General features: G+C 64.7%; 20 protein-coding genes. 14 read left to right on the forward strand and 6 right to left on the reverse strand.

Annotated elements, in window-relative coordinates; all coding sequences use genetic code 11:
* Positions 1-24 precede the first annotated feature (24 nt).
* The 4 genes from HGI46_RS07180 (at position 25) to HGI46_RS07195 (ending at position 6,100) form a co-directional block, all read left to right on the forward strand.
* Positions 25-867 (forward strand): TetR/AcrR family transcriptional regulator, encoded by an 843-nt coding sequence (locus HGI46_RS07180; RefSeq protein ID WP_346766686.1) that lies wholly within the window; start codon positions 25-27, stop codon positions 865-867.
* A 74-nt stretch (positions 868-941) separates the two neighbouring features.
* Positions 942-2,162, forward strand: a complete 1,221-nt coding sequence (locus tag HGI46_RS07185; protein ID WP_168903636.1) for an MFS transporter — start codon at positions 942-944, stop codon at positions 2,160-2,162.
* Positions 2,163-2,302: 140 nt separating this feature from the next.
* The gene (locus HGI46_RS07190) at positions 2,303-5,218 is read left to right on the forward strand and encodes a TonB-dependent receptor (protein WP_240946629.1); all 2,916 of its coding nucleotides are present in this window, start codon (positions 2,303-2,305) and stop codon (positions 5,216-5,218) included.
* Between the two features lie 54 nt (positions 5,219-5,272).
* The gene (locus HGI46_RS07195) at positions 5,273-6,100 is read left to right on the forward strand and encodes a shikimate dehydrogenase (RefSeq protein WP_118073352.1); all 828 of its coding nucleotides are present in this window, start codon (positions 5,273-5,275) and stop codon (positions 6,098-6,100) included.
* A 70-nt stretch (positions 6,101-6,170) separates the two neighbouring features.
* On the opposite strand, the gene rnhA is transcribed toward HGI46_RS07195, so the two are convergent.
* From rnhA to ispH, 3 genes are read right to left on the reverse strand one after another with little or no spacing between them, the layout of a single operon-like run.
* Positions 6,171-6,602 (reverse strand): ribonuclease HI, encoded by a 432-nt coding sequence (rnhA, locus tag HGI46_RS07200; RefSeq protein WP_118073353.1) that lies wholly within the window; start codon positions 6,600-6,602, stop codon positions 6,171-6,173.
* Positions 6,599-7,585 carry a homoserine kinase gene (gene thrB, locus HGI46_RS07205; protein WP_168903638.1) on the reverse strand — a complete coding sequence of 329 codons (987 nt, stop codon included), beginning with the start codon at positions 7,583-7,585 and terminating at the stop codon, positions 6,599-6,601. The genes rnhA and thrB overlap by 4 nt, the downstream gene beginning before the upstream one ends.
* A gap of 12 nt (positions 7,586-7,597) precedes the next feature.
* Positions 7,598-8,566, reverse strand: coding sequence for a 4-hydroxy-3-methylbut-2-enyl diphosphate reductase (gene ispH / locus HGI46_RS07210; RefSeq protein WP_118073355.1), 969 nt, complete (start codon positions 8,564-8,566; stop codon positions 7,598-7,600).
* A gap of 135 nt (positions 8,567-8,701) precedes the next feature.
* Between ispH and HGI46_RS07215 the strand changes: the two genes are divergently transcribed.
* The 3 genes from HGI46_RS07215 to HGI46_RS07225 all read left to right on the forward strand — a co-directional run bounded on the left by HGI46_RS07215 (position 8,702) and on the right by HGI46_RS07225 (position 12,045).
* Entirely contained in the window at positions 8,702-9,364 is a 663-nt protein-coding gene (locus tag HGI46_RS07215; RefSeq protein WP_118073356.1) for a hypothetical protein, read from the forward strand.
* A gap of 142 nt (positions 9,365-9,506) precedes the next feature.
* Positions 9,507-11,255, forward strand: coding sequence for an arginine--tRNA ligase (argS, locus tag HGI46_RS07220; protein WP_168903639.1), 1,749 nt, complete (start codon positions 9,507-9,509; stop codon positions 11,253-11,255).
* Between the two features lie 22 nt (positions 11,256-11,277).
* Positions 11,278-12,045, forward strand: coding sequence for an SPOR domain-containing protein (locus HGI46_RS07225; protein WP_240946630.1), 768 nt, complete (start codon positions 11,278-11,280; stop codon positions 12,043-12,045).
* A gap of 31 nt (positions 12,046-12,076) precedes the next feature.
* Here the strand turns inward: HGI46_RS07225 and HGI46_RS07230 are convergent, their stop codons facing one another.
* On the reverse strand, positions 12,077-13,123 hold the full coding sequence (locus tag HGI46_RS07230) for an aromatic ring-hydroxylating dioxygenase subunit alpha (protein ID WP_168903641.1): 1,047 nt from the start codon (positions 13,121-13,123) through the stop codon (positions 12,077-12,079).
* Between the two features lie 114 nt (positions 13,124-13,237).
* Between HGI46_RS07230 and HGI46_RS07235 the strand changes: the two genes are divergently transcribed.
* The 7 genes from HGI46_RS07235 to tatC all read left to right on the forward strand — a co-directional run bounded on the left by HGI46_RS07235 (position 13,238) and on the right by tatC (position 17,945).
* Positions 13,238-13,888 (forward strand): TetR family transcriptional regulator, encoded by a 651-nt coding sequence (locus HGI46_RS07235; RefSeq protein WP_168903642.1) that lies wholly within the window; start codon positions 13,238-13,240, stop codon positions 13,886-13,888.
* 64 nt (positions 13,889-13,952) lie between these two features.
* On the forward strand, positions 13,953-14,969 hold the full coding sequence (gene nagZ / locus HGI46_RS07240; RefSeq protein WP_168903837.1) for a beta-N-acetylhexosaminidase: 1,017 nt from the start codon (positions 13,953-13,955) through the stop codon (positions 14,967-14,969).
* Positions 14,969-15,787: a ScpA family protein gene (locus tag HGI46_RS07245; protein ID WP_168903643.1), complete on the forward strand. Its 819-nt coding sequence runs from the start codon at positions 14,969-14,971 to the stop codon at positions 15,785-15,787. The genes nagZ and HGI46_RS07245 overlap by 1 nt, the downstream gene beginning before the upstream one ends.
* A complete protein-coding gene (scpB, locus tag HGI46_RS07250) occupies positions 15,784-16,395 on the forward strand; it encodes an SMC-Scp complex subunit ScpB (protein WP_168903644.1) in 612 nt (203 codons plus the stop codon). The genes HGI46_RS07245 and scpB overlap by 4 nt, the downstream gene beginning before the upstream one ends.
* Before the next feature lie 66 nt (positions 16,396-16,461).
* Positions 16,462-16,701: a twin-arginine translocase TatA/TatE family subunit gene (locus HGI46_RS07255; protein WP_168903645.1), complete on the forward strand. Its 240-nt coding sequence runs from the start codon at positions 16,462-16,464 to the stop codon at positions 16,699-16,701.
* A 27-nt stretch (positions 16,702-16,728) separates the two neighbouring features.
* Complete coding sequence (gene tatB, locus HGI46_RS07260; RefSeq protein ID WP_118073363.1) at positions 16,729-17,130, forward strand: Sec-independent protein translocase protein TatB; 402 nt, start codon at positions 16,729-16,731, stop codon at positions 17,128-17,130.
* Entirely contained in the window at positions 17,127-17,945 is an 819-nt protein-coding gene (tatC, locus tag HGI46_RS07265; protein WP_118073364.1) for a twin-arginine translocase subunit TatC, read from the forward strand. Before tatB ends, tatC begins: the two co-directional genes overlap by 4 nt.
* Positions 17,946-18,100: 155 nt before the next feature.
* Here the strand turns inward: tatC and HGI46_RS07270 are convergent, their stop codons facing one another.
* Both HGI46_RS07270 and HGI46_RS07275 read right to left on the reverse strand, forming a co-directional pair.
* On the reverse strand, positions 18,101-19,789 hold the full coding sequence (locus HGI46_RS07270) for an amidohydrolase (RefSeq protein ID WP_168903646.1): 1,689 nt from the start codon (positions 19,787-19,789) through the stop codon (positions 18,101-18,103).
* Positions 19,786-20,718 (reverse strand): NAD(P)-dependent oxidoreductase, encoded by a 933-nt coding sequence (locus tag HGI46_RS07275; RefSeq protein WP_168903647.1) that lies wholly within the window; start codon positions 20,716-20,718, stop codon positions 19,786-19,788. The genes HGI46_RS07270 and HGI46_RS07275 overlap by 4 nt, the downstream gene beginning before the upstream one ends.
* Positions 20,719-20,735: the final 17 nt, after the last annotated feature.

Genomic DNA, 20,735 nt, shown 5'->3' on the forward strand with positions numbered 1-20,735 from the left:
CGGTTTGGGCGCAAGGGGAGGATTGTGAAAGGAAATTCCGATGCGGCGGCCGGAGCGGCGGTGACGGGTGGGGAAAACCCGCGCGCGCGCCGCGTCATGGGCAGACCGCAGTCGGAAATGGCGCTAGCATCGCGCGATACGGGGCGGGCGCTTCAGGCGAAGCTGCTGCACCCGACGCCAGTCGCGGAGAATGCCACCTTGCCCGAAACAGATGCCACCGCAGAGCAGAGCGCGAAGCCGGCCCGCCGTAGCCGCGCGGAAAGCCGCGAGCAGGCGATCAACCAGATCATCGACATCGCGACCAACGAGTTCGTGGAAAAGGGCCTCGCCGGGGCGCGGATCGACGAAATTGCGGGCAAGGCGACCAAGCGCAAGATCTACTACTATTTCGAGGGCAAGGACGAGCTCTACCGTGCGGTGCTTCAGCGCGCCTATGCCCGCGTGCGCGAGAGCGAGGCCGAAGTCGACATCGAGAGCGGCAGTGCCAGCGATGCCCTGCGCCGCCTGATCGAGCATGACGTGCGCTATCACGCGCGCCATCCCGAATTGGTGCGGCTGGTGATGAACGAGAACATCCATCGCGCCGAACATCTCAAGCAGATCGAGGGCCTGCCGCAGGGCAACCGCAAGGTCATCGGCATTCTCGAGAGCATCATCGCGCGTGGGCAGGCGGAGGGTGTGTTCCGTGAGGGCATCGACCCGGTCGACCTCCACCTCAACCTGACCGCATTGAGTTTCTACAACGTCTCCAACCAGTTCACCTTCGCGCACAACTTCGGGGTGGACATGACCAGCCCCGATGCAATCGAGCGTCGGGCCGGGCAGGTGGCGGACATCATTCTGGCCTGGGTGACGAAAAAGGACTGACCTGCTGGGCAGCACTTTGCTGCTCACCCATGGATCGGCCGGACGTCTGCCCTTGCGCCAAAAGGAGAGGACGAATGGCACTTCCCCCCACTGGCGCCGAGAGCGCGGATGGCCCTGAATCGTGGACACGAAAGGCGCTCGGAATCGTCGCGCTGTGCTTTGCGATCAATATGGCGGATGGGGTTGACGTCACGATCCTGTCGTTCATCGCGCCCCGCTTGCAGGCGGAATGGGCCATCGATTCCGCAACGATGGGCAACCTGTTCAGCGCCGGGCTGATCGGGATGGCGATCGGCGGAATGTTCATCGCTCCGCTTGCGGACCGGCTGGGGCGGCGCGCTGTCATCCTTGCCGCGCTGTGCCTGATGTCGCTCGGCATGTTTGCCAGCAGTTTCGCGCCAAGCGTGCCTGTGCTCTTTGCGATGCGCGTGATTGTCGGGTCGGGAATCGGCACGGTCCTTGCGGCGATGGCGGCGCTGGCTGCCGAAAGTGCGCCGCCCACGCAACGCAATCTCGCGGTCGGCGTGGTCCAGGCGGGGTATCCGTTTGCGGCCGTGTTTACCGGACTGATCGTGGCACAGGCGCTTCCGATCCATGGCTGGCAGGCCATGCTTCTGGGCGCTGCACTGCTCACTGTTGCACTGCTCCCGGCAGCGTGGCTGGTTCTCCCGCATGGGCAGCCCAGTGCCGGAGAAGGGCGAGGATCGGCGGGCAAGGTCGGCCACCTTTTCGCCGACCAACTGCGCGCGCGGACCGTCGCGCTGTGGTGCGCGGTGTTCTTCGGGCTGATGGTGCTTTATTTCATCGTCAGCTGGATCCCCAAGCTCGCCATCGCGGCGGGGCTTTCGGAAACCAACGGTATCTATGCGGGCGCGCTCTACAATCTCGGTGCGTTCGTGGGCACCATGGCAATGAGTTTTCTTGCCTTGCGCGTACCACTGGGAAAGCTCGTTCCGGCAATGCTGACCGGGGCAGGCGTGGCGATGGTCGTGTTCGGGTCTGTCACGATGCCGGTATGGCTCACGCTGGTCGTCGCCTTCCTGATCGGGGTCCTGCTGCAGGGCGGATATAACGGCGTCTGGCCGATTGCGGCAGGCGCCTACCCCGGAGAGGTGCGCGCAACCGGCGTGGGCTGGGCCATCGGCGTCGGCCGTGGCGGTGCCGTGATCGGCCCGATGCTCGGCGGCTATCTCATGGCGGCAAACGCACCATTACCTGCACTTTTCGCGGCATACTGCGTGCCCTTGCTGATCTGCGCGGCCGCTGCCTTTCTGGTTGAACGACACAAAGTGTAACTAACCAGTCACAAGTTATTTGACAGGGACTAGTTCGTAACATAAATGGACCCCCGGTGAAGGGCGGCGAATCCAGCTGCCCCTGGAGGAGGATGACCATGAATTTGAGGGGCACTCGCCTTGCGTTTTCCGCGTCCCTGTTGACCGTAGCTGCTGCGCTCTCCGCGCCTGCGCTCGCACAGGAAGCGGCCCAGAATGGTGCAGGCGATCAGGCTGCTGAAGCGCCGGTCGATGCCAAGGAGATCGTTGTTACCGGCTCGCTGATCGCGCGCCCGAACAACACCGCCGTCAGCCCGATCGTCTCGGTTGGCGAGACCGCGCTCAAGGAGACCGGGCAGGTCAACCTGCAGGACGCGCTGAACCAGTTTCCAAGCTTCACCACGGCAGGCAATGCCAACACCGGCGGGCAGGGCACGGGTGGCCGCGCGTCGGTCAACCTCCACGGCCTCGGCACGAACCGCAACCTCGTGCTGCTTGATGGCAAGCGCCTGCCGCTGTCCGACATCAACGGCAACGTCGACATCAACATCCTGCCCGAATCCATCATGGGCGGGGTCGACATCATCACCGGCGGCGCTTCGGCAATCTATGGTTCCGACGCGATTTCGGGCGTAGTCAACTTCAAGACCCAGCGTGCATTCGACGGCGTGCGTATGGACGTGCAGAACGCAATCAGCGACCGCGGCGATGCCTACAAGTTCAACGGCTCGCTCGCCTTTGGCTCCAGCTTTGCCGAAGACCGCGGCCATGTCATGGCCGCCTTCAGCTATGCTCATCAGGACCAGGTGAACGGCTCGACGCGCGACTTCTTCTTCGACAAGACCCCGTCATCGTTCATCGGCAACGGCACCTTCGTGCCGAGCGCGACCAATGCTCCTGACGCGGCGGTCGTCTCGGCCGTATTCGCGGGCTATGGCGTCACCAATCTGCCCGCCAACTTCCAGTTGCTGAACCTCGGCTTCAACAACGACCGTACGCTGTTCACCCAGACCGGCGCGCGCAACTACAAGGGTCCGAACGGCTCGAACGGTTATCTGATCGTCGGCAACAATGTGCGCATGCCGGTTGGCCAGCAGATCGATTTCGCCAACGGCCTCAAGCGCAAGACCGCTTTCGTCAAGGCGGACTACGAACTGACCCCCGGCCTGACCGCCTATGGCCAGTTCATGTACGTCGACCTTTCGGTCAAGACTGCATCGGGCGGCAGCCTTACCCAGTTCGGTTCGCTGACTACCATCCCGGTCACCAACCCGTTCATTCCGCAGGACCTGGCAACGATTCTCGCCTCGCGTCCGAACCCGAACGCACCGTTCACCTGGAACGGCCGCTACGTTGGCGTGCCCTACAAGAACTGGGACGAGAACTACGTCGTCCAGCAGTACATGGCCGGCGTGAAGGGGGACATCACCTCGGGCTGGTCGTTCGATCTCTATGCTTCCTACGACCAGTCGGTTCATGACCAGCAGCTCAACGATGCCGTGGTCAAGAGCCGCGTCCAGACCCTCCTGAACGCAGCAGACGGCGGTCGTTCGCTGTGCACCGGCGGCTTCAATATCTTCGGCGATGCCAACGCCCGCTCGCTGTCGCAGGCTTGCGTCGATTACATCACCAAGACCGCCTTCTCGAAGGAGAAGCTCTCGCAGACGCAGGCCCAGCTGCAGGTCAACGGCAAGCTGTTCGATCTCGGCGCCGGGCCAGCCCAGATCGCTTTCGTCGCCGGGTATCGCAAGAACAACTACAACTACATTCCCGACAGCGATCTTCGCGCCCAGAACATTGAATCCGTGATTGCCTCGCAGCCCGCCTCGGGTCGCATCTCCGTGAAGGAATTTGCTGCGCAGGTTGACGTTCCGCTGATCGCCGACAAGCCGTTCATCCAGGAATTCGGCATCGGCGGCGCGATCCGTTACTCGGACTATTCGGTCACCGGCGGCGTTACCAGCTATGAAGTCGATGCCCGCTGGAAGCCGGTGGAACCGCTGCTGTTCCGTGGTAGCTACCAGCGCGCGGTGCGTGCGCCCAACATCGGCGAGCTGTTCTCGCCGCAGCAGGGCAACCAGCTGGTGATCGGCACGCCCCCGGGTGCGCTCGGTGATCCGTGCGACGTCCGCTCCACCGCCCGCACCGGGGCGAACGGTGCAAAGGTGGCCGATCTCTGCGTGGCGCAGGGCATCCCGCAGGCAGCAATCTCCAGCTACACCTTCCCGACCACAGCCACCGGTCAGCTCGTTTCGGGCAACACCAACCTCACGCCCGAGCGTGCCGATACCTACAATTTCGGCTTCGTGCTCAACTCGCCATTCCAGAGCGGGCTGTTGTCCGACTTCACGCTGTCGGTCGATTACTACAACATCTCGGTCAAGAACGTGATCTCGACGGTGCCGGGCCTGACGGTGCTGTCGAAGTGCTTCAACCTCGATGGCTCGAACCCCAGCTACGACAAGACCAACCTCTATTGCGGCCTGCTCTCGCGTGACAACTCGGGTCAGCTGGTCAACGTCGCCACGCCGTTCCTCAACCTCGGCTTGGTCAAGACTGATGGCGTCGAGGCGCAAGTGAACTGGACGGTGCCCTCACCGATCCTGCGTGGCGACAGCGGTCGTCTGTTCGTCAACGCTGCCGTGGGCTGGCTGCACAAGTACAAGCTGCAGCTGATCCCCGGTGCGGCAGAACTTGATTACACCGGCATCAGCAACGGTGCGGCAGGCGTCAGCAGCCTTCCGCCGCGCGCAACGCCGAAATGGAAGTCGGTCACCAGCTTCGGCTACCGTTCTGACGCCACCACGCTGGGCCTGCGCTGGCGCTACCAGAGCGCGATGAAGGACACGACCTCGGTCCTGACACCGGCGACTGCCCAGGTCGGCGTGGGTGCCTATGCGCTGTGGGACATGTTCGGCACCGTCCGCGTCAACAAGTCGATCGAATTCCGCGCTGGCGTGAACAACCTGTTCGACCGCGGCCTGCCCTTCGTGGCGAGCTCGCAGAACGGAACGGACGTTGCGCTCTACGATCCGATCGGGCGCTCGTTCTACCTTGGCGCCCGCGTAAACTTCTGATCCACCCTATGTCCCGGCATCCCCGTGGTGCCGGGACACTTTTCGAAGGCACAAATGATCCTTTCCGGCCTTCTTGGACGTTCGATCCTCGCTTCGCGCTCGCCCGAGCTGCACGAGAAGGAAGCACAGGCTCAGGGCATGGCCTTGCGCTATGATCTTTACGATTTTTCCGCGCGGGGATGGGCTGACAGCGATCTCCCGCTGGTCCTGAAGCGCCTGCAGGATCAGGGCTACAGCGGTTTCAATGTGACCTATCCGTTCAAGCAGGCCGTCGTCTCGCTGCTTGACGAACTTGACGAGACTGCGGTTTCCGTGGGCGCAGTCAACACCGTGTCCATCCGCAATGGCAAGCTCTACGGCTTCAATACCGACATGGCCGGCTTCCGGGATTCCGTTGCCGAGGGATTGCCCGGCGTCGCTCTGGGCAACGTGGTCCAGCTAGGCGCAGGGGGGGCAGGGGCCGCCGTCGCCAATGCCCTGCTCTCGCTGGGCGTCGGCACGCTGCAACTGGTCGATGTGGATGAGGACCGCGCAAGGCTTCTGGCCGAGGATCTGGCGTCACGCTTCACCTCGGCCCGGATCATCGCCCGTACTCCCGATGCGGTCGAGACGGCGGTTGCCGACGGTATCGTCAACGCCACGCCCATCGGCATGAACGGCAAACCAGGCATGCCGATTGGCGAAGCGGCCGTCGAAGCACGGCATTGGGTCGCCGACATCATCTACTTCCCACCCGAGACGGAATTGCTGCGCCTGGCCAGACAGCGGGGCTGCCGCACCATCAATGGTATCGGCATGGTCATTGGACAGGCGGCCCGTGCTTTCGAGATCATCACTGGCCACGTTGCGGACAGAAGCAGAATGGCGTCCAGCCTCGGGTAACGCGAAGGCCGCAGCGCGCGTGCCAGATGCCGGGGGCGGGCAAACGGTATGGTGCGTTCCCGTGGAACCTTCAGGCCGCCACTGCCGCGTCGCTGGCGAGCTTGTCCACCCGCTCGTTCTCGGGGTGGCCGTCGTGGCCCTTGACCCAGACCCATTCGATCTTGTGCGGGCGTACGGCTTCCACCAGCGCGCGCCACAGGTCCTCGTTCTTTACCGGCTTGTTATCGGCCGTCTTCCAGCCCTTCTTCTGCCAACCGAACACCCACTTGGTGATGCCGTCGAGCACGTACTTGCTGTCGGTGTGGAGCGTCACCCGGCAGGGCTGCTTCAAGGCCTGCAGCGCCATGATCGCGCCCATCAGTTCCATGCGGTTGTTGGTCGTCTCCTTTTCGGAGCCGGCCATTTCCTTCTCATGCTCGCCCATGCGCAGCAGCGCACCCCAACCGCCCTTGCCGGGATTGCCCTTGCACGCGCCGTCGGTGAAGATCTCGACGTGCTTCACGCGAAGACCCCCTTGTCGAATATGGCGGGATTTGCGGCATAGAACTGCAGCCGCCGGGCAAAGGCCATCGGGTCCTTGCGCACGACCAGCGCATCGGCAGGCGTGTTGAGCCAGTCGTAGGCGCGGCTCGAGGTAAAGCGCATTGCCGCCCCCTGCGCCAGCAAGGGCAGGGCGCTGCGCTCCTCTGCCGAAAGCGGCCGCACCGCTTCGTACCCATCTAGCAGCGCCTTCGAGAGCTCGGCGCTGAAGTTCCGGCCCGTCGCGTCGAAGCACCACGCCGCGTGGGTCACCGCCACGTCGTAGGCCATCAGGTCGTTGCAGGCGAAGTAGAAGTCGATCAGCCCGGTAACCGTGTCGCCCAGCATCAGCACGTTGTCGGGGAACAGATCGGCATGGATCACCGCGCGGGGCAGGTCCCGTGGCCAACCTGCGGCGATTTTCGGCATGTGCTCGGCCACCAGCCCCGCCAGTTCCGGATCGATCGCCGCCAGCCCGTCAGGACCACAAGCGTCGAACAGCCGCTGCCATTCGGCAAGGCCCATGCCGTTCGCGCGCGAGCCGGCAAAATCCGCCGAAGCTGCATGCATCTGCGCCAGAGCGGCTCCCACCGCGCGGGCCTGCCCCACGGTCGGCTCGCTCACCGAAATGCCGGGGAGGAACTCGATCAGGGCCAGCGCCTTTTCACCTCGCCGCCGGAACAGCGCGCCCTCGCGATCATGGATCGTGCGCGGCACCGGGCAGCCCTTGGCGGCCAGATGATCGAGCAGCGAGAGGAAGTAGGGCAGGTCCTCCAGCTCGATGCGGAATTCGTACATCGTCAGGATGAAGCGCGCACCGCCTCCGTCCTTGCCGGTGGTTTCCAGCAGCCAGTTGGAGTTGGAGACGCCCTCGGCAATGCCCTTCGCCGAAACCAGCGCGCCCACGTCGAATTCGTTGACAAGCGCGGCCATTTCTTCCGCGCCGATCTGGGTATAGACCGCCATGTTCCTTGCGCCTTAGTCGAGCAGCTGGCGCGGCAGCTTGAACACCATCTTTTCCTCGGCGGTGGTCACCGTTTCTTCCGTGATGGATCGCAATTCACCGACCTTGGCAACAACCTCGCGCACCAGCACTTCAGGCGCGGAAGCTCCGGCAGTGAGCCCCAGCGTGTTCACGCCATCGAGCCATGCAGGATCGATCTCGTTCGCGCGCTGGATCAGGCGCGAGCGCGTGCCCATGCGCTCGGCCACTTCGACCAGACGCAGCGAGTTGGAGCTGTTCGGCGCGCCGATCACCAGCAGCAGATCGCATTCGCCGGCAATCGCCTTGACCGCTTCCTGCCGGTTGGAAGTCGCATAGCAGATGTCCTCGGCCTTGGGGCCCGTGATCTGCGGGAACTTGGCGCGCAGGGCGGCCACGATCTCGGCAGTATCGTCCACCGACAGCGTCGTCTGCGTCAGGAATGCCAGCGGCGTGTCAGCCGCGAACGCCAGCTTGGCGACGTCTTCCACGGTTTCGACCAGCGAGATTGCGCCTTCCGGAACCTGGCCCATCGTGCCGATCACTTCGGGATGGCCCTTGTGGCCCACGAACAGGATGTGCCGCCCGGCCTCCACCTGCCGCTCGGCCTGGCGATGTACCTTGGACACCAGCGGGCAAGTGGCATCCAGCCAGTCGAGCCCGCGCGCGGTTGCGTCCTGCGGCACGACCTTGGGCACGCCATGGGCCGAGAACACCACCGGTGCGCCATCGGGCACCTGGTCCAGCTCCTCGACGAAGATCGCGCCCTTGGCCTTGAGGCCGTCCACGACGAAGCGGTTGTGCACGATCTCGTGCCGGACATAGACCGGCGCGCCATAGCGCTGCAGCGCGCGCTCAACGATCTCGATCGCCCGGTCAACCCCGGCGCAGAAGCCGCGCGGGGCGGCAATCAGAAGGCGTAACGGGGCCGTTTCGGCAGCGACATCTGGCAAGCTGGCGTTCATCCTGCGGCCCTTAGCAGCAACCGCGCCCTACCGCCATTGCCGAAAGCGGCCGGGGTGGGTAGAGGTGGCCGAAATGTTGGCTGGAGTTCGGTTTCCGGTCGATCAGACGCTGCAAGTATCGAGGATCGAGTGCCCATGAACGCAAGTGCCCGCCGTATCGCAATTCTGGGCGCCCCGCTCGTGGCAGCCCTCGCGCTTTCGGCCTGCGGCGGCAAGAAAGGGGAACTCGTCGTTGATGACGCGGTAGGCGTCACGGCGCTGCGCGATCCTTGCCCGCGCGTCGGCATTCCTGACTACACGGGCGACGTCACGGTATTCAGCGATCCGTCCCGCACCGATTCGGCGGCTATAGATATCGAGGCGACCATCACCAACCTGCGCGCCCAGTGCACCGATGGTTCGAAGCTGCACTCCGTCGCCAGCTTCGACGTACTTGCCCGTCGGTCGAGCAAAGTCGGCGCACGCCGTGTGGAACTGCCCTATTTCTCCACCGTCATGCGCGGCGGCAACATCGTCGTCGCCAAGCGCGTGGGCAAGGTCGTGATCGATTTCGCCGACGGGCAGGACCGCGCCACCGGGCGGGCGCAGGCCGGCGCCGATGTGGACAAGGCCGAGGCATCGCTGCCTGAAGACATCGTCAAGCGCATCTCGCGCAAGCGTCGCGCCGGCGACGAAGACGCCGCGGTCGATCCGCTGTCGCAGCCCGAGGTCAAGGCTGCCTTGGCCAAGGCCAACTTCGAACTGCTCGTCGGCTTCCAGCTGACCGAGGCGCAGCTGCAGTACAACGTCCGCAAGTAAGTCTCCAACTCTCGGGGGCAGAGGGGCAACTCTCCCCCAACTCTCGGCCAAGTCTCGGGGGCAGAGCGGCAACTCGGCGCGCTGAACGGCAGGCAAATCGATGCCCTTTCGCTTTGTCCTCGATTGGGCTAACCGCCCGCCCATGACTGACGCCCGGATCAACCTCCACGCCGACTTCGCCTCGGTAATCGACACCGCGCTGACCGCGCTCGAAACCGCAGGGACTCTCCCCGCCGGCCTGAACCGAGGCGCGGTGACGTGCGAGCCGCCGCGCGATCCTTCCCACGGCGATCTGGCCACCAACGCCGCAATGGTCCTGGCCAAGCCTGCGGGCACCAATCCGCGCGCTTTGGCGACGGCACTCGTTGCCGAACTCGAGAAGGAGCCGCGCGTCGTCTCTGCCGAGATCGCCGGGCCTGGCTTCATCAACCTGCGGCTGACAGACGATGCCTGGCGCGGCGAACTCGCGCTGATCGCTGCGGCGGGGGCGGACTATGGCCGCTCGACCATGGGCGGCGGCAAGGTCGTCAACGTCGAATATGTCTCGGCCAATCCCACCGGGCCGATGCACATGGGCCACTGCCGTGGCGCGGTGGTTGGCGATGCGCTGGCGGATCTGCTCGTGTTCAGCGGGCACAAGGTCACCAAGGAATACTACGTCAACGATGCCGGCGCGCAGGTCGATGTCCTCGCCCGCTCGGTGCACATGCGCTACCGCGAGGCGCTGGGTGAAAGCATCGAGATTCCCGAAGGCCTCTACCCCGGTGATTACCTTGTCCCGGTGGGCAAGGCGCTGGCCGAGGAGTTTGGCGACAAGTACGTTGGCGCGCCCGAAGCGGACTGGCTAATCCTGTTCCGCACCCGCGCCGTGGCGGCAATGATGGACATGATCCGCGCCGATCTTGCGACCCTCGGCATCCATCACGACCTTTTCTCATCCGAAGCGGAGCTTCAGGCCTCGGGCAAGGTGGACGCGGCCGAAGCATGGCTGCGTGCGCATGATCTGGTCTATGATGGCATTCTCGAAGCGCCCAAGGGCAAGACGCTGGACGACTGGGAGCCGGTCGAACTGCCGCTGTTCCGCTCGACCAGGTTCGGTGACGATCAGGACCGTCCAATCAAGAAGTCGAACGGTGCGTGGACGTACTTCGGGGCCGACCTCGCCTATCACTTCCAGAAGGCGCAGAGTGCCGATGCCCTCGTCGATATCTGGGGGGCTGACCATGCCGGCACGGTCAACCGGATCAAGGCCGCCGTCGCCGCGCTGACCAGCGCCGAGGGCGGAGCGCCCAAGCCGTTCGAGGTCAAGCTCGTGCAGATGGTGCAGCTGATGAAGGGCGGCCAGCCCTTCAAGATGTCCAAGCGTTCCGGCAACTTCGTCACGCTGGCCGATGTTGTCGAGATGGTCGGCAAGGACGTGGTGCGCTTCACCATGCTCACCCGCAAACCCGACGCGCAGATGGACTTCGATTTCGACAAGGTGGTCGAAGCCAGCAAGGACAACCCGGTGTTCTACGTGCAGTATGCCCACGCGCGCATCTGCAGGAACCTTCGCAAGGGCGCCGACGAAGGCTTTGCGCCGTCAGGAGAAAACCTGTCGCTGATGGGCGAGGAGGAGCTGGCGCTGGTCAAGCTGGCGGCACAATTCCCGCGCACGGTCGAAGCCGCTGCCGTTGCGCGCGAACCGCACCGCATCGCCTTCTTCCTCCACGATCTCGCCTCGGCGTTCCACTCCTACTACAATCTGGGCAATGACCGGCCCGAGAAGCGCTTCATTGTGGCACAAGACTCCGCAATGACCGCAGCCCGCCTTTTCCTCGCCCAACAAATCGGGCAGGTAATTCGTAACGGTCTGGCGCTATTGGGCGTTGAGGCAGCGCAAGAACTTTGACGTCAATCGGGGCAGGGCACTCATGAACGAGTCTGGCATGAACGGGGAAAACGGGCAGAATTCGTGGGACGAAGAGCCGGGCAAACCGTTCGATGTCTCTGCCGAGATGGCAGAACCCGCAGCGGACCGCCTTGCCCTGGGTGACGAGGAGCGCCTGCCTTGGCTCGAAAGCGCTGACGATATTGACGGTGAGGACGAGGACAGCGGCAACGGTCGCCTGATCGGCTTTGCCGTGATGGGCCTTGTGGTGCTTGCGGCGCTGGTCGGCGGGATCTGGTATGCCAGCAACCGCACGGCGGGGCCTGCCGGAGCCGACGGAAGCCTGATCGAGGCAAGCCGCGAACCCTACAAGGTCGCGCCCAAGGACCCCGGCGGCAAGACTTTCGAAGGCACCGGCGATTCCAGCTTCAAGGTCAGCGAGGGTGAGAAGCCCGTCGCCAACCTTGCCGGTTCCGCCTCGCCAACCCCGGCGGTCGCTCCGTCGCCTACGCCTTCGGCCAAGCCGAGCGCTGGTGCGACGCCGGCGCCAAAGCCCACACAGGCCGCGGCAACCGGTGGCGTCGGCGTGCAGGTTGGCGCGTTTTCGTCCAATGCAGCGGCGGAAGCCGGCTGGCAGAAGCTCATTGCCAACCATGAAGCCCTTAAGGGCCTCTCGCACCGCGTGGTCGAGGGCAAGGCCGACATCGGCACTGTCTATCGCCTTCAGGCCGTAGCCGGTGATCTCGCCTCGGCCAGCGCGCTCTGCTCACGGTTGCAGGCCGGTGGCCTGAAGTGCCAGGTGAAGCGCTGATCGTGTCCCCCTGCCAGCGCTTCTGCAGGCGCTAGGCGGTCGCCTGCTCGCTCTTGATCTGCATTTCGAGGCGGCGGCGCACTTTCAAAGCGCCGTTGTCCACCCGGGCGCTGATTTCGGTTGGCAGCGTCGCGTCCGATTGCAGGACCAGTTCGATTGCCTCGATTGCGGCAATGTCTTCCGGCTGGATTTTGGTGCCCATGGCGATCTGCATCTGGCCCAGCGCGGGGTTGTTCACGGCAAAGTCGCGGGCGGTGTTCACGAAGTAGTGCACGCGCGTTGGCGATGCAGGCGTGATCAGGTGAATATAGTTCTGCGTGCCGAGCGGCCGACCACTGGCTGCATCGGACATGGCGCCGCCGGTCCGCACCAGCGCGGGTGAGATGTATTCGGCGTCGAAGTCCTGGTTGACCGGATCTTCCTGACCCGGAAACTGCACCTTTATCAGGGGATTGGCGGGCAGGTTCTGCCCCTTGCGGACAACTGTTATGCTTTGCGCGGTTTCCTCGACCGACACCGGGATCGAGGCAACCATTTCACCGCCCGGGATGGTCGTGGCGTGAATGAAGCTGACGTGGCTCAGATCGAGAAGATTCTCGATCAGCAGGGTGTAACGCGCATTGATCGTCACAAGTGCATGCTGTTCGACCGCCCAGTCGTCGCGGCCAAGGCCCATCGCGGCGAGATCGGGAAGCTGGGCGGAACTGGCCATGTCAACATCGCCGGTCCACACCCAGACCAGGCCAGCAGTTTCGACCACAGGATAGCGGCGCAGCGATGACTTTTGCGGCACGCCTGGCTGGCTCGGCACGCGCAGGCATGTGCCATCCGGACCAAAGGTGAAACCGTGGTAGCCGCACTGTACCGCATCGCCAACACGCTGGCCCTGTTCCAGCGGATAGGCGCGGTGTGGGCAGATCGCGCTCATCGCCACCGCCTCTCCGGCTTGCGTGCGATAGAGCAGCACGCGCTCTCCCAGGATCTCGCGCATCATCAGCGCTTCCCCGACCTCGGCCGAGTAGGCGGCGACCCACCACTGATTGCGGGGATAGTGCTGCGTGGTGGTCAGCGGGTACATTCCTGGCTCCCATGAATCGGCTTTTGCTCCGCTTTGTTTGTCGTTCGACAAGGATATTTGTCAAGCGACAAACATGCCTTGCCAACCTGCCCGCCACCGGCCATGCCAAGGGCCATGAAGCACAATGCGCAGAACCGGATCCTCAAACCTGCCCGCTATGATGGCGAGGAGAACCGCCGCGTCGTGCTCGAGGCAGCGTTGCGGGTGTTTTCCGAGGTCGGGTTTGCCGCCGCCAGCACGCGGGCGATTGCCGCGGCTGCTGGGATCGAGCAGGGGCATCTGGCCTACTACTTCCCCACCAAGCTCATGTTATGGCGGCAAGTGCTGGACGCCTTTGCGCGCAAGGGTGAGGCCCATCTGCGAGAGAATCTGTCGGGAGATACGCTGATCGATGCGGTTGCCGCCGCCCAGCGCGTGTTGCCCGGTTTCCTGCGCACCTTCGCCGAGGAGCCACGCCTGACGCGGCTGATGTTGCAGGAATTCTCCGTCGCGTCCGAGCGCCACGAATGGCTTGTCGATACATTCGGACGCCCAGTCTGGGAACTGCTTGCCCCGCTTTTCGAAGCGCTGGCAAGGCAGGGGCGGCTGGCCGGGGCAGGACCCGAGGTGGCCTATTTCAGCCTGATCGGGTCCGCGCTCATCACATTTGGCAATGCTGAACTTGTGCGGAGCATGACCGGAGCCGAGCCATCCGACGAGGCCTGGATCGAGCGCGCCATCTCGCACATGATCGGGCCTGTACTCATGCCGGTGGCAAGCCGGTGAATTATCCCCGGTGAGTGCGCCGGGAAGGGTTGTCAAAGTGCCTGAAAACCGCAAGTTCAAAGCCATGCTGCCAGCGATCTTCGGGCTTTCGGGCCTGACCCTGACCGATGACGAGCGCGCCTTCTTTCGCGATGCGGACCCGGCGGGATACATCCTGTTCGGGCGCAACGTCGAAAGCCGGGCGCAGGTTCGTGCGCTTACCGATGACCTGCGCGCGCTGCACGGGCGGGACCGTACCTTCATCTGCATCGATCAGGAAGGCGGGCGCGTTGCGCGGATGAAGCCTCCGGTCTGGGCGGCTTACCCGCCGGGCGAGCGCTTTGACCGGCTTTACGACGTGGCTCCTGCCAGCGCGATCGAGGCGGCGCGGGCCAATGGCCATGCGCTGGGGCTCGATCTGGCCGAGGTGGGCGTCAGCGTCGATTGCCTGCCGCTGCTCGACGTGCGCCAGCCCGGCGCGCATGACGTGATCGGCGACCGTGCATTGGGTTCCGAGCCGATGCGCGTGGCAGCGCTGGGCCGGGCAACGCTTGACGGACTGGCGCGGGCAGGGGTCGCAGGGGTGGTCAAGCACATGCCGGGCCATGGCCGGTCGATGGTCGACAGCCACAAGGAAACTCCGGTTGTTACGGCGAGTGCCGAGGAGCTGGAACTGGACCTCGCGCCGTTCCGCGCGCTGAAGGATGCGCCGATTGCGATGACCGGGCATCTGCGGTTCACCGCGTGGGATGCCGAGAACCCGGCAACGCTTTCGTCTTTCGTGATAGGCGAGGTGATCCGCAAGGCGATCGGCTTTGACGGACTGCTGCTGACCGATGATCTCGATATGCAGGCGCTGGGCGGCACGGTGCCCGAACGGGCCGTGCGCGCGCAGGCGGCGGGGTGCGACCTTGCGCTCAATTGCTGGGCGAAGATGGACGACATGATCGGCATTGCCGCAGGTCTCGCGCCGATGAGTGCGACGACGGCAGAGCGGCTGGAGCGCGCCTTGCAGGGCACGGCAGCGTTCGATGGACCTGCGGATATCTCGGCCCAGACTGCGCTCCTTGCCACTCGTGACCGGCTGCTGGAACTTGCGTGATGGCAGGCGACGTCGCCCCCGCGCTGTTTGACGGAGACGAGGTCTGGGACGGCATTGCCACTGCACCAACCGGCGACGCGGCGCTCTATCTCGAGCTTGATGGCTGGGAAGGGCCGCTTGACCTGCTGCTGGAACTGGCGCGACGGCAGAAGGTGGATCTGCGCACGATCTCGATCCTTGAGCTGGTCGGCCAGTATCTCGACTACATCGATCGTGCCAAGGCGCTGAAGCTGGAGCTGGCGGCGGACTATCTGGTGATGGCGGCGTGGCTGGCTTATCTCAAGTCATTGCTGCTGCTGCCGCGCGATCCCGAGGTGCAGCCGAGTCCCGAGGAACTGGCGCTCAAGCTGCAGTTGCGGCTGCAGCGCCTGGGCGCGATGCGCGAGGCAGGCGCGCGGCTGATGGGGCGGGACCGCACCGGCCGCGACGTGTTCCTGCGGGGCAGTCCCGAGGGCCTCCGCGTCGACCGAAGGGCGCTGTGGAAGTCCGATCTGTTCTCGCTGATCCAGGCCTACGGGGCGATCAAGCTGCGCAGCCAGCCCGTGGTTCACATGGTGCGCGAGCGGGCGGTGGTGACGCTTGACGCCGCGCTGGCGCGGGTGTCGCAGATGCTGGGCATCGCGGTGGAATGGACCGACCTGCGGGCTTTCCTGCCGCTGGAGGCCGATCCTGCCTTGCGCAAGTCTGCCCTGGCCTCGAGCTTTCTCGCGGCGCTGGAGCTGGCCAAGCAGGGCCGCGCCGAACTGGCGCAGGATGCAGCGTTCGGGCCGTTGATGCTGAGGGCCACCCCTTTGGCAAGCTCAGGACGAGCGGCATGAGTGGGCAGCCCGACGATCTGGAACGTGCGGTGGAAGCAACGCTGTTCGCCGCCGAGCAGCCGATGACCGCGCTGGAAATCTCTGCGCATCTGGGCGGCGCGGCGGTGGGCGATACGCTGGCAACGCTGGCGCAGACCTATGCCGAGCGCGGGATCAATCTCGTCGAGCGCGGCGGGCGCTGGCACTTCCAGACGGCAGCCGATCTTGCCCATCTGTTGCGCCGCGAAAAGGAAGAGCCGCGTCGGCTTTCCCGGGCGGCGACCGAGGCGCTGGCGATCGTTGCCTATCACGAACCCGTCAGCCGTGCCGAGATCGAGGCGATTCGCGGCGTGCAGACGGCCAAGGGCACGCTGGATGTGCTGCTGGAGGCGGGCTGGGTTCGCATCGCCGGGCGGCGCGAGGTGCCCGGGCGGCCGACGATCTATGCGACGACTCCGGAATTTCTCACGCACTTCGGCCTGAGTTCGCGGCGCGACCTGCCCGGAATCGAGGAATTGCGCGCTGCCGGGCTGCTCGATCCGGTCGAAGAGGCGTTTGCCGTCTTGACGGGCGGCGAGGATGGGGACACGGGGGCGATTGATCCGTCAGGCGGGGAAGACGCCGACTGACGCGACGGAAAAACTGGCATGTGGGGCGCGCGGTCCCTATCTAGGGAACGCAAAGGAGTTAGTGACATGGGTGGTCTTTCCCTTCCGCACCTGATCGTGCTTGCGCTGGTCGTGCTGGTCCTGTTCGGCCGTGGCCGCATTTCCGAAATGATGGGCGATTTCGGCAAGGGCATCAAAAGCTTCAAGCAGGGCATGAACGACGAGGACAACAAGCCGGTCACGCCGCCGCCTGCGCAGATCCAGCAGCAGCAGGTGCCGCCTCCGGCACCGGCGCCTGCGCCGACCTCGACCGATCAGGCTCAGTAAGCTCCTGTAAGACAAGGCGACAGGGCCGTGTTCGACATCGGCGCGTCCGAACTTCTGGTGCTGGTCATCGTGGCGATCGTGGTGATCGGCCCGAAGGACCTGCCGATGGCGCTGCGTACCGCAGGGCGGTGGGTGGCGAAGATGCGGCGCGTCTCCAACCACTTCAAGTCCGGCATCGAGACCATGATCCGCGAGGCGGAAATGGAGGAGATGGAGCGCAAGTGGAAGGAACAGAACGAGCGGATCATGCGCGAGACCGCGGCCCAGGAAGCCGCCGCCGCCGCGCAAGGCCAGACCGTGGCTGCCGCCGAGGATCAGAACGATCCGTTCCCCAATCCGCTGCCTTCTGATGCGCCCGCCGATCCGGTGATGATCGGGCCGATGCCGCCTGAGGAAAAGACCGCCAGACCGGAAGCGCCGCTGCCATGATCTCGGACATCGACGAGACGCAGGCCCCGCTGCTCGATCACTTGCTGGAATTGCGCACCCGGCTGCTGCGCTGTGTCTATGCGCTGGCGATTGCCTTTGCGGTCAGCTTCTACTTTGCCGACGACATTTTCGCGCTGCTGGCGCAACCACTGGTCCATGCCTTCCCGCCGGGGCAGGGCAAACTGATCTACACCAAGCTTTACGAGGCGTTCTTCGTTGAGCTGAAGGTTTCGATGTTCGCGGCGTTCTTCGTCAGCTTCCCGGTGATCGCCAACCAGCTCTGGGCGTTCGTCGCACCGGGCCTCTATGCGCGCGAGAAGCGGGCGTTCCTGCCTTTCCTTTTGGCAACGCCGGTGCTGTTCACGGCGGGGGCGAGTCTTGCCTACTTCGTGGTGATGCCGACCGCGTTCAAATGGTTTCTGGGCTTTGAGGGCAACAAGGGTGGCCTGCAACTTGAGGCGCTGCCGGGCACGGGCGATTATCTGAGCCTGGTCATGCAGTTCATCCTCGCCTTCGGGATCAGCTTCCTGCTGCCAGTGCTGCTGATGCTGCTGAACCGCGCAGGGATCGTCAGCCGCGACCAGTTGGTCAAGGCGCGGCGCTATGCGATCGTGGTGATCTTTGCCGTTGCAACGGTGGCGACGCCGCCTGACGTCGTTTCGCAGCTGATGCTGGCGATTCCGCTGCTGATCCTGTTCGAGGGAACGCTGCTGCTCATGCGCTTCACCGAAAAGGCCGATGCAAAGCGCAGGGCCGAGGAAGAAGCTGAAGCTGCGGCCTTGGCCGCGGGCGAGACACCGCCTCTCCTGCCCTGACAGAAAGAAACGGGGGCGGTCAGGCCCCCGTTTCGCTAATCGGCAATCAGAGCCCATCGGGACTCGCGAAACCTTGGGTGAGAGGGCGGGTTCCGCGACGCAGCCGTTGGGCAGCATCCGGAAAGAGCGCCCCCCAAGCCTTCCGCGTCGCCACCCTAACGTTTTGAAGGCGTTTCGGTTTCCAGCCCTTTTTCGGCAGACCAGACCATGCCCCCGCCGATCCACGTTTCCACGACTTTCGTCGCCCTGAGCTGTGCAGGATTTGCGGTGAGCGGATCGGTATCGACCAGCACGAAGTCCGCGCGAAGTCCGGGCGCAAGGCGGCCGAACTTTCTTTCGGCAAATCCTGCATAGGCCGCGTCGGCGGTGTAGGCCGCCAGCGCTTCGGCAGGCGTCACGCGCTCCTGTGGTTGCCAGCCACCCGGGGGTTGATCGTCCACCCCTTGACGGCTGACGGCTGCGGCAAGCCCGGCCCACGGGTCCGCCAGTTCGACCGGAGCGTCAGACCCGAAGGCAAGGCGCACGCCGGCGGCCTTGAGCGACTTCCACGGATACGCGCCGGCCAGGCGATCAGGGCCGAGCCGCGCTTGCGCCATCACGCGGTCGGACGTCTGGTGGATCGGTTGCATCGAGGCGATGGCGCCGCTCGCCGCGAAACGGGCGATGTCCTTCGGATCGACGATCTGGGCATGTTCGATGCGCCAGCGCCGGTCGCCCTTGTAGGTTTCGGAAAGGTCGGCGATTGCGCCGATGACGGTGGCGTTGGCCTGATCACCGATGGCGTGGATCGCAACCTGGAAGTTGTCCATCGCCGCACGGCTCATCAGGTTGCCGAGCTGGGTCTGGTTCAGTTGCGGGAGACCACGCGTGGCGGGTGCATCGGCATAGGGCGCCTTGAGCCAGGCGCCGCGCGACCCGAGCGCGCCATCGACATAGAGCTTCACGCCGTTGAGGCGCAGGCGGTCCTGATAGAGCCACGGCGAGGGGCCGGGGCCGCCGATCAGAACCATCTGCTCAGGTCCGCGGGCATAGGCCATGATCCGGACATAGAGCTTGTTGGCATCGCCCGCGCGGCGGTAGGCCTGCCAGTCCTCGATCCCGGTGCCCATGTCGGCCACGGCGGTGACGCCGCGCTTGAACAGGATCTGCTGGGCATTGGCGAACGCCAGATCGCGGTCTTCGGGGCGCGGTGCGGGGACCTTTGCCTCGATCAGCTCCATCGCGGCATCGACAAGCACGCCGCGCGGGGCACCATCGGGGGCACGATCGATGCTGCCGCCTGCCGGGTCGCTGGTTGCAGCCGTGACACCTGCAGCCTTGAGCGCCGCACTGTTGGCCCAGCCAGCGTGACCATCCACGCGCTGCAGCCAGACCGGCCTGCCGCCAGTAACCGCGTCAAGTTCGGCAGCGGTGGGGAAACGGCCAAGCTGCCACTTTTCCTGATTCCAGCCACGTCCGATGATCCACGGCCGATCGGGGTGTTCGGCGCTGAACTTGGCAATCCGGTTGAGAGCGTCGGCAAGCGAGGTGGTGTCGGAAAGGTCGAGGCTCAACGCAGCAAAGCCAATGTCCATCACGTGGACGTGCGCATCGATCATGCCCGGAAGCATGACCCGGCCCTTGCCGTCGATGTGGTACTGGTATTCCTTGCGCGGCTTGGGCTTCTTGGCCCCGGCGTGGATCACCCGCGTGACGATGCCTGTGCTGTCGAACAGGAGGCCGGTGAATTGCTCCGGCTTGCCATCGGCGCCAATCGTGGTGCCGCGCACGTTGTCGATCAGGGTGTCGGCATAGGCGGATGGAGCTGTGGCAAGAAGAAGAGCGGCGAGCGTGAGGCGCTTCATGCTTTCTTGGCCCGGCGCGGGAGGCGACGGATCAGCGCCGAGGTATCTTCACGCCCATGGCCCATGGCCTGCACGTCGACGTAGAACTGGTCGACCAGCGCCGTGACCGGCACGCTGGCGCCAAGGTTCCGCGCCTCGTCCATGGCGAGGCCGAGATCCTTGCGCATCCAGTCGACGGCAAAGCCGAAGTCGAATTCGTCCTTGGCCATGGTGTGGAAACGGTTGTCCATCTGCCACGACTGCGCAGCGCCGCCGGAGATCGCCTCGAACACCTTTTCGAGATCGAGATGGGCGATCTGGGCAAAGCGGATCGCTTCGGACAGGCCGGCAAGCGTGCCCGCGATGCACATCTGGTTGGCCATCTTGGCGGTCTGCCCGGCACCCGACTTGCCGACATGGACGACGCGCTTGGCATAAGCTGCAAGGATGGGCCGCGCGGCATCGACCGCCTTGGCGCTGCCGCCGCACATGATGGCAAGCGTGCCCGCTTCGGCACCCGATTGCCCGCCGGTCACGGGGGCATCGACGCAGAGCAGCTCCTTATCGCGCCCCTCGACCGCAATCTGACGGGCGATGCGGGCCGAGACAGTGGTGTGATCGATGTAGAGCGCACCGCGCTTCAGGGTCGAGAACACGCCGTTGGGGCTGAGCACGACATCGGCAAGATCATCGTCGTTGCCGACGCAAGTGATGACGGCGTCGGCGCCTTCAGCAGCCTCGGCAGGGCTGGTGGCAATGCGGACGGAAATGCCGGGATTGGCCGCCGCCCAGGCTTCGGCACGCGCGGTGGTGCGGTTGTAGATCGTGAGGGTGTGTCCCGCCTGGCCGAGATGCCGAGCCATCGCGCCGCCCATCACGCCAAGGCCAAGGAAGGAAACGTTTGCGGGGGCAGTTGCTGCCCCGGTCGATGCTGGTGTCTGGTCGCTCATGATACGCATTCATATCC

It is taken from the genome of Novosphingobium sp. ERW19, assembly GCF_012641315.1.
Taxonomy (GTDB): Bacteria; Pseudomonadota; Alphaproteobacteria; order Sphingomonadales; family Sphingomonadaceae; genus Novosphingobium.